Raw genomic sequence first — 13673 nt, forward strand, 5'->3', positions numbered from 1 at the left:
TGCGGTACTATCTGCTGTCCAAATACATCTCCCCCAAGAGGTTGCTCCACGTCACCCGCAGCCATTGGGGCATCGAGAATCAGCTCCATTGGGTTCTCGACGTCCATTTCGCTGAGGATGGCAACCGCTCGCGCTGTGACCACGCCCCCGAGAATCTCGCCATTCTGCGCAGGCTCGCCCTCAATGTTCTGCGAACCCACCCGGATCGCGCTTCCCTCCGGCGTAAAATCAAGCGCGCTGGCTGGGACAACGCATTCCTCTTGGCCACCCTCAGCCATATGCGATAGCCCTGCCCTCCAGGGGAGGGTAAGAGAGCATGCCCCACGGAAGCTCTCTCAGAACAGCAGCCCTCACGCGGGCTTGAGCGAAGCCAGTGCGTTTTCCAGCAGAGCGCGCACGCGCGCCGCATCGCCGGATTTCACCACCGCGGGATCGAGATAGAGCTCCAGGCCCGGCGCGCGCTCGGTGATGACACCGCTTCGCTCGGCCGTCGCATCGCTCAGCGCGTCGACCGAATAGGGAATCACCTCGCGTCTAGTGGAGACAGCTCTGAGAACCAGGAGCCTATGCCGCATCGAGGGCTTGCATTGAGAGACCGGGTCTGGCTGGTTCTAGCTCCTGACAATCAGACCGGAACTCACCATGATCCAGTTCGACACGTTGCTGACCTATATCGCGGTGGTTCTCGGCCTCTTTCTCATTCCGGGTCCCGCGGTGCTCTTGGTGCTCGGGCGCGCGTCTGTGGGCGGGCATCGCGTCGGAATTGCCACCGGTCTTGGCATCGCTACTGGAGACCTGCTTCACACCGCGATGGCTACGCTCGGATTGTCGGCGGTGCTGATGACCTCGGCTCTCGCCTTCAGCCTGGTGAAGTACGCCGGCGCTGCCTACCTCATATATCTCGGCATCCGCGCGCTTATGGAAAGAGGCGAGGATATCAAGTTGGCGCAGTCGCGTTTGGTCGACGCGTCGCTCGCCTTCCGGCAGGCGGTGCTGGCCGAACTGCTCAACCCGAAGACGGCGCTCTTCTTCCTGGCCTTTCTCCCACAGTTCGTACATTCCGAGAAGGGCTCCGTCGTTGCCCAGCTTGCAATTCTTGGCCTCATCTTCGTCATCATGAGCGCGATCTACACCGCGTTGATCGCTCTTGTTGCCGGGCAAGTCGCTGGCTGGCTCACCCGTCATCGCAGCATCGGCCGCTGGCAGGGCCGCGTCATCGGGGCGATCTATCTGGGTCTTGGCGTTCGCATGGCCTTGCAGCAAAAGTAGCCTGATCGTTCCGCCCCGCCTGGAGAGACTCATGACCGAGACCATTCGCATCAAGCGCTTCCATGCGCGGCCCGTGATCGTGCCGATGAACCTGCCGCTGCAGACCTCGACCGGCGCGGTCGCCAAGGCCCCGCTGGTGCTGATCGACTGCGAGACCGACCAGGGCGCCCGCGGGCACGCCTATCTGTTCTCGATCACACCCTCGGCATTGAAGCCGCTGACGGCGATGGTCACGGAAATGTCAGACCTGCTTGCCGGCGACGAGCTGTTGCCGTTCGAGATCGAGCGCAAGCTGACCCAGCGCTTCACCCTGCTTGGCCTCGCCGGCCTGCAGCGGCTGGCGCAAGCCGGCATCGACATGGCGGCGTGGGATGCGCTTGCCCGCAGCAGAGGCCTGCCGCTGGCACGGCTGCTCGGCGGCGCGCCCAGGCCGGTCAAGGCGTACAATTCGAAGGGGCTCGGCATCATGCCCGCGCGCGCCGCGGTCGAGGAGGCGCACAAGCTGCTGGCCGAGGGATTTCAGGCCGCCAAGATCCGCGTCGGCCGGCCCGATGCGCGGGAGGATCTCGCCGTCGTCCGCGCGGTGAGAAAGGCCGTCGGCGACGAGGTGACGCTGATGTGCGACTACAATCAGGCACTGACGGTGACCGACGCCATCCGCCGCGGCGAGATGCTCGACGACGAGGGCTTGAGCTGGATCGAGGAGCCGATCCGCCACGACGATTATGCCGGCTGCGCCCGCATCGCCGACGCACTGCATACGCCGGTGCAGATCGGCGAGAATTTTGACAGCGCCTTCTCGATGCAGGCGGCGCTTTCCGCGGAAGCCTGCGATTACGTGATGCCCGACGTGCAGCGCATCGGCGGCGTGACCGGATGGCTGCGCGCCGCATCGCTCGCGCATGCTGCCGGCATCGAGATGTCCTCGCATCTGTTCTCCGAAGTGAGCGCGCATCTGCTCTGCGTGACGCCGACGGCGCACTGGCTGGAATATGTCGACTGGGCCGACGCTGTGCTGTCGACGCGGCTCAAGATCAAGGACGGCTTTGCGCTGCCGAACGAGGAGCCCGGCAACGGGATCGCGTGGGACGAGGCGGCGGTTGCCAAATATCTCGTCAGATAACGCTGCCCGCTATGACCGAACAGCGGCAATCATGTTCAGCTCGACCGGCGCCCCTCGCGGCAACTCGGCGACGCCGACGGACGTCCGCGTATGACGACCGCGCTCGCCGAGGCGTTCGATCAGCCGGTCGGAGGCACCGTTCATGACTTGCGACTGCTGGGTAAATCCAGGCGCTGAAGCGACGTATCCAACGAGCTGCAGGACCTGGACGATCCGGTCCTCTCCGCCTGTGGCGTGATTGATGGCGGAGATGCAGAGATCAGCGCAAAGGGCAGCAGCTTCCTGTGCGGCCGCGATATCGACGCCTGCTCCGACCTTGCCCACATACAGCAGGTCTTCGCCGCGACGCGGCAGCTGGCCACTGACATAGGCGAGCCCGCCATGGATGATCACCGGCAAGTAGTTGCCGCCGGGCTTATTCACGCTGCTCATCTCAATAGCCTGCCTTCTCTTCATATCCGGCGGAGCGACGCATTTCGCCGCACGCGATAGCTCGATCGCACCAGCTCGCCGTGGCGGATGACCGGACAATGACAGGCTGCGAATCATGGAGCAAGCCTGCGAAGGTGATCAGGCCTGGCGTGAAGACCTTACTTTCGCGCATTGCACGGAGGCGGCGCGCGCGATAACGATCCGTCATGACCATTTGGCGCCCTCATCCCCACATCCGCGTCGTCGCGATCGGCCTGCACTGGCGGGACGGGCGCCTGCTGGCGGCCGAAATTCGCGACGATGCCGGGCGGATCAAGGGCGTACGCCCGCTCGGCGGCGAGATCGAGTTCGGCGAGAGCTGGCGCGCTGCGCTGATGCGCGAGCTCAACGAGGAGCTCGGCATCGACGTCACCATCGCAAGCGAGCCGTTGGTGCTGGAGAACATTTTTGTGCACGAGGGATCGACCGGGCACGAGGTGATGTTCATCTGCGAGGTGGAGTTTCCTGACGGCGCCTTCGCCGGTGAGGACCGCATCGACTTCCTCGAGGACAATGGAGAGCCGATCGTCGCGCGCTGGTTCAACCTTGCCGAGCTCGACGTGGACGGCGGACCGAGCCTTTATCCGACCGGGTTGAAGGATGTGCTGCTGGGAGCAAAAGACGGCGGGACGTGAGAGGCGCTCCCTCACCGGCCCTCGCCGCCATCGCGCCGATAGCGGAAGTCGCAATGGGACGCGCCTTGCATGATCGTCTGCGTCCGCGCGAGCTTGATGTCGGGACCAAAGCCTTCCGCGGTCGCAAAATCGGCCGTGCAGATCAGGAGGAAGCCGAGCTCCGGTTCGCCGAGCGCTTTATAGAATTCGGCATAGGCGCAGCGCTTGACGTCGAAGGCAAAGGCATCATGCGACTGCTCGATGACGTCATAGGCGAGCGCGTCATCGCGGGAGTAGGTCTTGAAGGCAGACGATACCGCCTTGCCGAGATCGGCTTCGCTCTCTCCCTGGCTCTTGGCCTTCCAGAATTCCTCGCCGAAGCCGCGATAGAGATCGCCGAGCGCCTTGCGCACCAGCGCGTTGGCGCGCGCCTCGCCGAGCTCGGCCTGGAGCGCCTTGACCAGCGGCACCAGCACCTGGGCCTGGATTTTTGCTTGCTCGATGACGGATATGCTCATGGGCGGGCTCGCGTCGGAAGGCCACATCGCAGCCAGGATGGAGCGCAAGCATAATCTCCGCGGCGAGGATTGGCTAACTCTCGGCCGGGTAGGCCAGGCGGCCGTCAGCCACGCCCCGCGCCACCGGGTTCATTTCGGCCGGTTTGACCTGCCCGGGACCGAGAATGTGGAACACCGTCTCGCCGGCGGCGAGCAGGTAGTCGGTGATGATCCGACGGTGACATCGCCACCACAATGTCTCCGCGCACATGATGGCGCAGCGCTCCACCTGCCCGACGGCGCGCAGATGTGCGAGCCCTTCGTGAAAGGCCGCGCCCATCGCGTGGTCGGCGTAATTGTGAAAGCTGACGTTCTGCCAGAAGGCATTGGTCTCGCGCGGCACCTCGCGCTTGCGGCTGCGCAGGCCGCCGAGCGAGGCAATGTGCTCGTAGCCGATCGAAGCAGCCGCGAGCGATTGCGGCAGGGTCTCGCGATTGTACTGCGGGTTGGTACGGGAGCGGGGCACGGTCCGAACGTCAGCCACGAAGGTGACCGCGCTGTGCTGCAACAATTCGAGGAATTCCTCGATCGAACGTGTGGCGTGGCCGATGGTGAAGAACGGATGAGCCATGGTGACACCTCGACCGCTCGGCTCGCCGGCCGTCAGCTTTTCAACGACCGCAATGCGCGGCCCTTGTGCAGGGCGACGTGATCGGTCTTGTCGCTCCTGATCTCGTACTGCGGATCGTCGGGCGTGGCGTGATGGACGTAGCCCTTGTAATCGACGTCGGCGGTGTGCACGCGCAGGATATGGCCGCGCACCCGGCCGGCCTCGGAATTCCAGCTGACGTGGTCGCCGACGGCAAACCTTTTTCCGGGGGTCTTGGACATGGCGGATCAATGCGCGGCAGCACCGGCCTGTTCCAGGGGGCAAGCCCCCGACCGCGCGGGGCAGGCTAAATCCCTGCGGCAATCCACCAAGGCGTGGGCAACGAAGACGTGATGCAGCGGCGACCGCGGATCGCGCGATCCTGAAAGGTCGGCGAGGCGATCGATGATATTACGGCTATCATTCAAAACGAGAGGTGACCATGCCCCCTTCCGAGATGTCTCGAGGCTCCATCAGGCCGCGGCCATCTGGACGATGCCGTCGTGCTGCGGCAGCGACCGCAGCGCTGGTGCTCGCCGCAACGTTCTGGTCAGCAGGAGGGGCGCAAGCTGCCGCAAATGACGCCGAGGCACGAGCGATCTTCGAAAAATTCATCGCCGTGCAGAATGCGCATGATGCGGACGATGTGAAGGTGATGCTCTGGAATTCGCCCGGCACGCTGTTGTTTGCGAGAGGCATCGAGACGCGAGGCCGCGATGCGGTCGCCACCCGCTTCAAGGCCTATTACGAGGGCACCTGGCACCTCGAACCCGACATGTCGAAATTCCACGTTGCGGTGATCTCGAACGAGGTGATGCAGATCCTCGTTCCAATCGTTTTCACACGCGGCCTTCCGGGCAAGCCATCGCAACAAAATACGTTTCTGATCAGCCAGACCTACGTTCAGGATGCGACCGGCTGGCACGTCGCCTCCATCCTGCCGGTGGCGAACACGGAACTGAAATGATGGCCGGGATGGGCCTCTGGAGGGGCAACCCGGATTGCGCTTCGCTCCATCCGGGCTACGGGCTGTCCAGCGAAACCGAGCAAGACGCCCCAGTCCGTCTCCGCTCTTCGAGCTACGCCGGACACGCTTCGCATTGAGATCGTGGCTTGCCGAGCCGTAGCTCGCGGCGGCAGCCCGCCTGCGCCCTTCGGGCGGGCTCAGTTGTTCGACTGAGAGGAAGCAGACGCGCCAGTCCGTCTCCGCTCTTCGAGCTACGCCGGACACGCTTCGCCGCAATTTTCCAGGCTGTGCCACGCGAAGCCGAAGGCGAAGCGTGGTGGGCACGACAGGGATCGAACCTGTGACCCCTACCATGTCAAGGTAGTGCTCTCCCGCTGAGCTACGTGCCCTAATAGTCCACTTACGTCGGGTGGGGTCCCTATAACGGACGAGGGGACCCTGCGCAAGGACGGAACGGGGCCGATTTAAGCCGCCAGCATCTTGTTCACTTCGCTGACCAATTCGCGCAGATGCACGGGCTTGGACAGCACCTTGGCGTTCTTGGGGGCGTCCGAATCCGAGTTCAGGGCGACCGCGGCGAAGCCGGTGATGAACATGATCTTGATGTCGGGGTCGAGTTCCGAGGCCCGGCGGGCGAGCTCGATGCCGTCCATCTCCGGCATCACGATGTCGGTGAGCAGCATCTCGAACGGCTCTTCCCGCAACCGCTGATAGGCGGCCATGCCGTTGTCGTGGGACGAGACCTGAAAACCGGCGTTTTCCAGCGCCTTGACCAGGAAACGGCGCATGTCGTTGTCGTCTTCGGCGAGCAGGATTTTTGGCATGGCAGGAAACGTCGAATCCCCAGAGGATATCAGCAGAGCTTACTAAGCCGGACAGAGGGTAAATTTGGGGTGAAAATCTTAACCCCAAGCCGGCTGCGCTGCCGGCTCCTTGTGAACCGGAATGCTGCTCGAATCAATCGAGCCCCCGGCGCATCCCCGCTTCCCTGCCCACACGGTTAAGACATGTTCCAGCACCAATCACATCTTTTCGCTTGGCAGAATGGTTGCGATTCCGGACAATGACGACACATAAGAGCCGCATCGATCGGCCGAATCAATTCGATCCGGGGCCCGGATCCTGCCGCTAAGGGACGAAGCCTGAGAAGATGACCCGGTTTGACGGCGAGGTGTCGCCAGCCTTCGAGATCGTTGAGCCCGCGCAATGGCGCGCGCCTGTCATCTTCAACTCGCCCCATTCCGGCTCGACCTATCCGGACGAATTCCTCGCGGCGTCCAGGATCGACCTGCCGACGCTACGGCGGTCCGAAGATTCCTTCATGGACGAGCTGATCGGCCATTTGAGCGAGCGCGGCTTTCCGACCGTGCGGGTCAACTTTCCCCGCTCCTATGTCGACGTCAATCGCGAGCCCTATGAGCTCGATCCCCGCATGTTCAGCGGACGGCTGCCGAGCTTTGCCAATACCCGCTCGATGCGGGTCGCCGGTGGCCTCGGCACCATTCCGCGCGTGGTCGGCGACGGCCAGGAGATCTACCGCGACCGCATCCTGGTCGACGATGCGCTGGGGCGGATCGAAACGCTATACAAGCCCTACCACCGCGCGCTGCGCCGGCTGATCAACAAGGTGCACCAGATGTTCGGCACCGTGGTGCTGGTCGACTGCCATTCGATGCCGTCGGTCGGCGTGTCCCGCGACGAGCCGCGCCGGCCCGACGTCGTGATCGGCGACCGCTACGGCACGAGCTGCACCCCACTTCTGCCCGACCGGGTCGAGGAGACCATGACCGGCCTCGGCTATTCGATCGGCCGCAACAAGCCCTATGCCGGCGGCTTCATCACCGAGCATTACGGCAATCCCGCGAGTGGCCTGCACGCGGTGCAGCTCGAGCTCAACCGCGCGATCTACATGGACGAGCGGCGGCGCGAGCGGAGTGCGCGCTTTGCGCAAGTGGCGTCCGACTTCGGCGTTCTCGCCGACGTGCTCGCGACCACGATTCCGTTCGGCGATCTCGGCCCGTTCCAGGCCGCGGCGGAATAGGCGCCGGCCTTCCTTCGTCAGATCGTATTGCCTGTGATTGGCGCGAGCGCGCCTTCGCTTCGCTTTCGCTGCGCAGGTTGGAACGAAAACAGAGGCGCAAAGAAAAAAGGGCCGCTCGCGAATGACGCAAGCGGCCCAAGTCTAGGGAGGAAACGCCCAAGGAGGGCAGCGGTAACGCCAAGCGCTACCGCACCGCAACAATATGCGACCGCGACGCACAAAGTGCAAGGGCTTTCGAGCCGTTTCCCATGCAGTACACACATGGCTCAATTGCTTCTATGGAAACCCAGATTCAGTTTCTTTGATAAGGAAATTCAATGGGTTGATAGTCATTTGCATACGAACAAGGCATATTCGGAACTAAGTTTTCAACTCTGTGATCGATATTTGGCCAGCAGATGACTTGGATGGGGCAGCCGCCTTCGGCATCCAAAATACCAGGGTGCAAGATCAAGACAGCGCTGCACGCGCGAGGCGAATTGAGCTAGGCAGGAGCGAGCTCCATCCAACTTTCGCTTTGAGGATTTGGCCTGTGACGGTGATCGACTTCTCCGCCTTCATCGGACGGCTCGCCACCGCCTCCGGCGAAACTATCCTGCCGTTCTTCCGCACCTCGCTGTCGATCGACGACAAGAGCAAGACCAAGGATTTCGACCCCGTCACGGAGGCCGATCGCGCCGCTGAGGCGGTGATGCGCCGGCTGATCAAGGCCAACTTCCCCCAGCACGGTATCGTCGGCGAGGAATTCGGCAACGAGCGCGAGGACGCCGACTATGTCTGGGTGCTCGACCCCATCGACGGCACCAAATCCTTCATCGGCGGCTTTCCGATCTGGGGAACGCTGATCGCGCTGCTGCACAAGGGCGCGCCGGTCTACGGCATGATGCACCAGCCCTTCATCGGCGAGCGCTTCTCCGGCGACAACGGTTCGGCCAACTACAAGGGCCCGTCCGGCGAGCGCCGGCTCCAAGTCCGCCGCTGCGCCTCACTTTCGGAAGCCACGACCTACACCACCAGCCCGCTTCTGATGAACGACCGCGACCGCGCCATTTTCAGCCGTATCGAGCAGGGCGCGCGTCTGTCGCGCTATGGCGGCGACTGCTACTCCTATTGCATGCTGGCGGCCGGCCACGTCGATCTCGTGGTCGAGACCGAGCTGAAGCCTTACGACATCGCAGCGCTGATCCCGATCGTGACCGGCGCCGGCGGCGTCGTCACCACCTGGGAAGGCAAACCGGCCCAGGGCGGCGGCCGCATCGTCGCGGCCGGGGATGCCAGGGTTCACGAAGAAGCACTGAAGCTGCTCAACCAATAACAAACGCGGGCGGAGGCTTGCATGACCATCTCACGCAGGCTTCTTCTTGGATTATGGCTGCTGCTGCCGTCAGTGGCGTCTGCGCAGAATTTTCCGACGAAGCCGATCAAGCTGATCGTGCCGTTCCCGGCCGGCGGGCCCAACGACATCATCGCGCGGGTGATCGGCCAGCGCATGTCGGAGCTGTCAGGGCAGCCGGTGCTGATCGACAATCGCGGCGGCCAGGGCGGCGTGCTCGGCACCGATGCGGTCTCCAAGGCCGCCCCCGACGGCTACACCATCGCGATCTCCTCAGCCGGCGCGCTCGCGATCAGCCCGAGCATGGAGAAAGTCGCCTACGACACCTTGAGCGACCTCACCCCGGTGACGCTGGTTGCGACCGTGCCGGAAATGCTCGTGGTCGCCACCAACGTGCCCGCCAAGGACATCGGCGAATTGATCGCGCTCGCCAAGGCGCAGCCGGGAAAGCTCAACTTCGCCTCCTCCGGCGCTGGCAGCCTGCCACACCTCGCTGGAGAGCTGTTCAAGCTGACGGCGAAGATCGACATCGTCCATGTGCCCTATCGCGGCGCAGCTCCGGCGGTGAACGATCTCTTGGGCCAGCAGGTGCAGATGACGTTTCTCGATCTCCCCGTGCTGCTGCCGCAGGTCAAGGCCGGCGCGCTGCGTCCCATTGCGGTCGGCTCGGTCGCGCGGGCGCCGACCGCGCCCGATGTGCCGACCACCGCGGAAGCGGGTTTTGCCGGCCTCCACATCGAGAACTGGTACGGCATGGTCGCACCGAAGGGCACGCCGAAGGAGATCGTCACGGCGCTGCATGGCCTCGCCACCAAGGCGATGGCGGATCCGGCGGTGAAGGGAAAGCTCGCCGCCCAGGGCGCGACGCTGGTCGGCGACGAGCCGGAGCACTTCCGGCAGTTCATCGCGGACGAGACCGCGAAATGGGCCAAGGTGATCAAGGACGCCGGCGTGGAGACGGCGAAGTAGGGCCGGCTGACGGGCCGCTGGCGGCCGACCTCGCCGAACACGATGTGCCGCGACCCCAGGCGTGCCGAGCCCATTTGGAACGCCGCCTCACTGGCCGCGTTTCAATGTCGAAATTGGAGATTTCCATGAAGCGTCGTTTGCTGATAGCTGCCGCCACTCTGTCGTTCGTGGCGTGCCTTGGCTGTTCGACCTCGGCAGTTGCGCAGGATCGCTACTGCCTCCAGGGCCGGACCTGGGGCTATCCGGGCAATTGCCAGTTTGCCAGTTACGCTCAATGCATGGCGACCGCCTCGGGCACGCACGCCTATTGCGGCATCAACCCGCGCTATGCCCAGGCACGCCGTTACAGGGAATACCGGTAAGTAACCTCCGCTAAGGCGAGCCGTGCCATGGACCCGGAGCGATCCCTGACGGCCGTGGTCTTCTCCGGCGGCCTGGGCCTAAGTGCCTATCATGGCGGGGCATTCGAAGCCCTGACTGATCTGGCACCGCGGATCGATTGGGTGGCCGGTTCATCGGCGGGCGCGATCACGGCAGCCTTGATCGCGGGAAGCGGTCACGCCATCCATCGGCGCAATGGTGGTGATGTCCCAGTTCGCCAAGACGGCTTCCTGCACAGGATTGCGCTGCGCGATAAATACAAGGGATTTCGGCCGGTCCTGGCGGTGGCCGGAATCGTCCCAAATATGCCGATGCAGGAGCAGACGTAAGTTGGGGTCGGACATGCTGTAGCCGACCAACAGCAGCATGCTTCCCAAGGCGTCGGCGCGGAAACGGATATCTAGCGGGGAATTGAGCAATCCGGAGAAAGACCCGATCGATCCGAAGCGGCCACCGGTCGACCTGGAGAAATGGCAGAAATCGAACACGCACTAGGCGCGGTCTGTCAGGACGTCGCTCCTCGATCGCGACGGCACTGCTCACACCGTCTCTGCCCTTAAATGCTCCACCAGCATCTTGGCCGGCCGTGGCAGCGCCTTGAAGCTGCGCGCGCAGATCACGAGGCGGCGGTTGGCGAAGGCATCGCGCAGGCGGACGATGGCGAGATGCATCAGCTTGGCGCAGCGGCGGGCGGCGGATTCGGGCACGAGGGCCACGCCGACATCGGCGGCGACCATCTGGCAGATCGCGTCGAAATCGCGCAGGCGTGCGCGGAAATGCGGGCGCATGCCGAGCCGCGCCGCGTGCTTCGAAATATGCATCTGAAGCGCGGTGGCGCTGGTCAGCCCGACGAACTCGCACGCCCCCGCCTCCTGGAAATCGATCTGGCGGCGGCCGGCGAACGGGCCGCGGCGCGAGGTCACCAGCGCCAGGCGGTCCTCGCTGAACACGAAGCGCTCGATATGATCGGGCAGCGCGTGCTCGGCGGCGAAACCGAGATCGGCCGCGCCTGCGGTGATCGCGGCCGCGATGTCGGTGCTCTCGCGCTCCTCGATGTCGACGGCGATGTCGCGATGCTCGCGCAGGAAGCCGGCCAGCGCCTTCGGCAGATGCTCGGACAGGCCGGAGGTGTTGGCGAGGAAATGCACACTGGCGCGCACGCCAGAGGCAAAGCCGGCGAGATCGCCCCGCATGGCGTCGATCTGGTGGATGACCAGCCGCGCATGGTCGAGCAGGCTTTCGCCCGCCGCGGTCAGCTCGACGCCGCGCCGCCCGCGCTTGAGCAGCGCGACCCCGAGCGCGTCCTCGAGCCCCTTGATGCGCGCGCTGGCCGAGGCCAGGGCCAGATGCGACCGCTCCGCGCCGCGGGTGATGCTGCGCTGGTCGGCGACCGCGATGAACAGCTGGAGGTCGACGAGGTCGAAACGCATGGCAGGTCTCTTTCTTGTTGTTGGAGCACGATCTTGACGGAAAACCGCTGCGCACTTTGCGCTGACGCGGCCCTGCGGGTCCGGATCATGCGCCAGCCTTCGTCTCCAACGAAGGCTTGCTCCGTAACCTCCAGATTGTGCGTCGGCGCGGCTTCGGTCAATGTGCAGGCATGATCGACCCGCTTCTCATTGTCATCGCCGCCGTCTTCCTGGTCGCCGGATTCGTCAAGGGCGTGGTCGGGCTCGGCCTGCCGACCGTGTCCATGGGCCTGCTCGCGGTGAGCATGACGCCCAGCCGCGCGATCGCCATCGTCATCGTGCCCGCCATCGTCACCAACATCTGGCAGACCTTCGTCGGCCCTCATCTGCGCGACATCCTGAAGCGGCTGTGGCCGCTGATGATCGGCACCGTGATCGGATGCTGGCTCAATGCCGGCGCGCTGACCGGCCCGCATGCGCGCTACGGCACGATCGTGCTCGGCGTCCTGCTCGTCATCTATGCCGTGATCGGTCTGAACAAGCTCCAATTCCGCGTCGCGCAGCAAAACGAGAAATGGGTGGGCGGCGTGGTCGGTGTCGTCACCGGCGTGATCTCGGCCTCGACCGGCGTGCAGGTGATCCCCTCGATGCCGTTCATGCAGGCGATCGGCATGGAGAAGGACGAGCTGGTTCAGGCGCTCGGCGTGTTCTTCACGACAGCGACGCTGGCGCTGGCCTTCAACCTCACCGCCGTTGGCCTGTTGACGCCAGCCAATGTCGTGCCGGGCGCGGTGGGCATGGCCATGGCTTTTGCCGGCATGTTCGTGGGACAGTCGGTGCGGGCGCGAATGCCGGCGGAAGCGTTCCGCCGCTGGTTCCTGATCGCGATGATCCTGCTCGGCCTTTATCTCGCCGGCAGCGCGGTGGCGAAGGAATTCGGCTAGGGCAGACCGTAGGGTGGGCAAAGCGAAGCGTGCCCACCCATTTTTTGTGACCGAGAGAGGCGGTGGGCACGGCGCAAGTCCGCCTTTGCCCACCCTACGCAGCTTCCCTCATCCGTTCGAACGAGCTACCGCGTCTCCAGCATGGCGACGCGGATGCCGAGATAGATGAAGAGGCCGCCGAGCGCGCGGTTGACCCAGGCGATCGCACCCTCGGACTCGCGGAGCCGGTGGGCGGCTTTGGCCGCGAACGCGGCCAGCACCAGGCACCACAGCGTCCCCGTAGAGATGAAGATCAGGCCGAGCGTCAGGAAGGCGAGCGGCTTGTGCGGTGAATCGGCCGCAACGAATTGCGGCAGGAAGGCCAGGAAGAACAGCGCGACCTTGGGATTGAGCGCGTTGGTGAAGACCCCTTGGAGGAACACCCGCCGCAGCGAGCTTCGCACCGGCTCGTCGATCGACACCGCCAGCACAGGACGCGACCACAGCATCTGAATCCCGGTGAACACGAGATAGGCCGCGCCGACCAGCTTCAGGATCGAAAAGGCGGTCGACGAGGCCATGAGCAGGGCCGAAAGGCCGATCGCGGCGGCCGCGACATGGACAAAACAGCCGCAACTGATGCCGAATGCGGCCGCGGCGCCGCCCCGCCAGCCCATCTGCATGCTGCGACCGATGACGTAGACGGAATCAGGCCCCGGCGTGATGTTGAGCAGCACGCCCGAGAGGATGAAGAGCCCGATTTCGTGAATGCCCAGCATGCAAAAGGTGCCCCTGCCGCCCGTTCGTGCGGTCGCAATTCCGCTTAGTCGGTTCGGCCGCCGCCGTCCACCGCCGGGATTGCGGAGGATTTACCTCGAATTTGCAATGCGGATCATGCTTCCGCTCGGCCACATCTGCTTTATAAAGGCGAGGTTCTTGAAATGCGGGATTCGAGCCGACTTGCCACGCCGTGGCCAGTCCCAGGTCCCTTCACGATCACTTATCGATCCCTTGGAGCTTCCGGGAT

General features: G+C 64.2%; 18 protein-coding genes, 1 tRNA gene and 2 pseudogenes. 11 read left to right on the forward strand and 10 right to left on the reverse strand.

Features of this window, described 5'->3' with window-relative positions; all coding sequences use genetic code 11:
- Positions 1-287 (forward strand): ISAs1 family transposase (locus A3AS_RS44710; protein WP_157644202.1); only part of this gene is annotated, 287 nt, incomplete at its 5' end.
- 63 nt (positions 288-350) lie between these two features.
- Here A3AS_RS44710 and A3AS_RS44715 read toward each other — a convergent pair.
- Positions 351-575, reverse strand: a complete 225-nt coding sequence (locus A3AS_RS44715) for a hypothetical protein (protein ID WP_245283140.1) — start codon at positions 573-575, stop codon at positions 351-353.
- A gap of 67 nt (positions 576-642) precedes the next feature.
- Here A3AS_RS44715 and A3AS_RS0103120 point away from each other — a divergent pair, with 67 nt between their 5' ends.
- Positions 643-1269, forward strand: coding sequence for a LysE family translocator (locus A3AS_RS0103120; RefSeq protein WP_018316147.1), 627 nt, complete (start codon positions 643-645; stop codon positions 1267-1269).
- Positions 1270-1300: 31 nt separating this feature from the next.
- Positions 1301-2392, forward strand: coding sequence for an enolase C-terminal domain-like protein (locus A3AS_RS0103125; RefSeq protein WP_018316148.1), 1092 nt, complete (start codon positions 1301-1303; stop codon positions 2390-2392).
- A gap of 9 nt (positions 2393-2401) precedes the next feature.
- Here the strand turns inward: A3AS_RS0103125 and A3AS_RS0103130 are convergent, their stop codons facing one another.
- Entirely contained in the window at positions 2402-2941 is a 540-nt protein-coding gene (locus A3AS_RS0103130; protein WP_245283141.1) for a RidA family protein, read from the reverse strand.
- Positions 2942-3030: 89 nt separating this feature from the next.
- Between A3AS_RS0103130 and A3AS_RS0103140 the strand changes: the two genes are divergently transcribed.
- Positions 3031-3498: an NUDIX hydrolase gene (locus A3AS_RS0103140; protein ID WP_018316151.1), complete on the forward strand. Its 468-nt coding sequence runs from the start codon at positions 3031-3033 to the stop codon at positions 3496-3498.
- Between the two features lie 11 nt (positions 3499-3509).
- Here A3AS_RS0103140 and A3AS_RS0103145 read toward each other — a convergent pair whose 3' ends face one another.
- The 3 genes from A3AS_RS0103145 to A3AS_RS0103155 form a co-directional block, all read right to left on the reverse strand.
- Complete coding sequence (locus tag A3AS_RS0103145) at positions 3510-3995, reverse strand: L-2-amino-thiazoline-4-carboxylic acid hydrolase (protein WP_049814776.1); 486 nt, start codon at positions 3993-3995, stop codon at positions 3510-3512.
- 73 nt (positions 3996-4068) lie between these two features.
- Positions 4069-4605, reverse strand: coding sequence for a DUF488 family protein (locus A3AS_RS0103150; protein ID WP_018316153.1), 537 nt, complete (start codon positions 4603-4605; stop codon positions 4069-4071).
- A gap of 32 nt (positions 4606-4637) precedes the next feature.
- Positions 4638-4865 (reverse strand): DUF2945 domain-containing protein, encoded by a 228-nt coding sequence (locus A3AS_RS0103155; protein ID WP_018316154.1) that lies wholly within the window; start codon positions 4863-4865, stop codon positions 4638-4640.
- A 200-nt stretch (positions 4866-5065) separates the two neighbouring features.
- Here A3AS_RS0103155 and A3AS_RS0103160 point away from each other — a divergent pair, with 200 nt between their 5' ends.
- Positions 5066-5590 (forward strand): hypothetical protein, encoded by a 525-nt coding sequence (locus tag A3AS_RS0103160; protein WP_020508609.1) that lies wholly within the window; start codon positions 5066-5068, stop codon positions 5588-5590.
- A gap of 314 nt (positions 5591-5904) precedes the next feature.
- On the opposite strand, the gene A3AS_RS0103165 is transcribed toward A3AS_RS0103160, so the two are convergent.
- Positions 5905-5979: transfer RNA gene (locus A3AS_RS0103165), tRNA-Val, on the reverse strand.
- Between the two features lie 75 nt (positions 5980-6054).
- The gene (cpdR, locus tag A3AS_RS0103170; RefSeq protein WP_007597092.1) at positions 6055-6414 is read right to left on the reverse strand and encodes a cell cycle two-component system response regulator CpdR; all 360 of its coding nucleotides are present in this window, start codon (positions 6412-6414) and stop codon (positions 6055-6057) included.
- A gap of 326 nt (positions 6415-6740) precedes the next feature.
- On the opposite strand from cpdR, the gene A3AS_RS0103175 reads away from it, so the two are divergent.
- The 5 genes and pseudogenes from A3AS_RS0103175 to A3AS_RS48855 form a co-directional block, all read left to right on the forward strand.
- A complete protein-coding gene (locus A3AS_RS0103175) occupies positions 6741-7631 on the forward strand; it encodes an N-formylglutamate amidohydrolase (RefSeq protein ID WP_018316156.1) in 891 nt (296 codons plus the stop codon).
- 532 nt (positions 7632-8163) lie between these two features.
- Entirely contained in the window at positions 8164-8946 is a 783-nt protein-coding gene (gene hisN / locus A3AS_RS0103180; protein ID WP_018316157.1) for a histidinol-phosphatase, read from the forward strand.
- A gap of 21 nt (positions 8947-8967) precedes the next feature.
- Positions 8968-9933, forward strand: coding sequence for a tripartite tricarboxylate transporter substrate binding protein (locus A3AS_RS0103185; protein WP_018316158.1), 966 nt, complete (start codon positions 8968-8970; stop codon positions 9931-9933).
- Between the two features lie 125 nt (positions 9934-10058).
- Positions 10059-10295 carry a DUF3551 domain-containing protein gene (locus A3AS_RS0103190; protein ID WP_026201619.1) on the forward strand — a complete coding sequence of 79 codons (237 nt, stop codon included), beginning with the start codon at positions 10059-10061 and terminating at the stop codon, positions 10293-10295.
- 27 nt (positions 10296-10322) lie between these two features.
- A pseudogene (locus A3AS_RS48855) lies at positions 10323-10421 on the forward strand (hypothetical protein); the annotation flags it as partial.
- 24 nt (positions 10422-10445) lie between these two features.
- Here A3AS_RS48855 and A3AS_RS0103195 read toward each other — a convergent pair.
- Both A3AS_RS0103195 and A3AS_RS0103200 read right to left on the reverse strand, forming a co-directional pair.
- Positions 10446-10727 (reverse strand): annotated as a pseudogene (locus A3AS_RS0103195) (SIR2 family protein); the annotation flags it as partial.
- A gap of 126 nt (positions 10728-10853) precedes the next feature.
- Positions 10854-11744: a LysR substrate-binding domain-containing protein gene (locus tag A3AS_RS0103200; RefSeq protein WP_018316161.1), complete on the reverse strand. Its 891-nt coding sequence runs from the start codon at positions 11742-11744 to the stop codon at positions 10854-10856.
- 170 nt (positions 11745-11914) lie between these two features.
- Between A3AS_RS0103200 and A3AS_RS0103205 the strand changes: the two genes are divergently transcribed.
- Positions 11915-12667 (forward strand): sulfite exporter TauE/SafE family protein, encoded by a 753-nt coding sequence (locus tag A3AS_RS0103205; RefSeq protein WP_018316162.1) that lies wholly within the window; start codon positions 11915-11917, stop codon positions 12665-12667.
- A 125-nt stretch (positions 12668-12792) separates the two neighbouring features.
- Here the strand turns inward: A3AS_RS0103205 and A3AS_RS0103210 are convergent, their stop codons facing one another.
- Positions 12793-13425, reverse strand: a complete 633-nt coding sequence (locus A3AS_RS0103210; RefSeq protein WP_018316163.1) for a LysE family translocator — start codon at positions 13423-13425, stop codon at positions 12793-12795.
- Positions 13426-13673: the final 248 nt, after the last annotated feature.

Source organism: Bradyrhizobium sp. WSM2793 (assembly GCF_000379585.1).
In the GTDB taxonomy this organism is placed as follows: Bacteria; Pseudomonadota; Alphaproteobacteria; order Rhizobiales; family Xanthobacteraceae; genus Bradyrhizobium.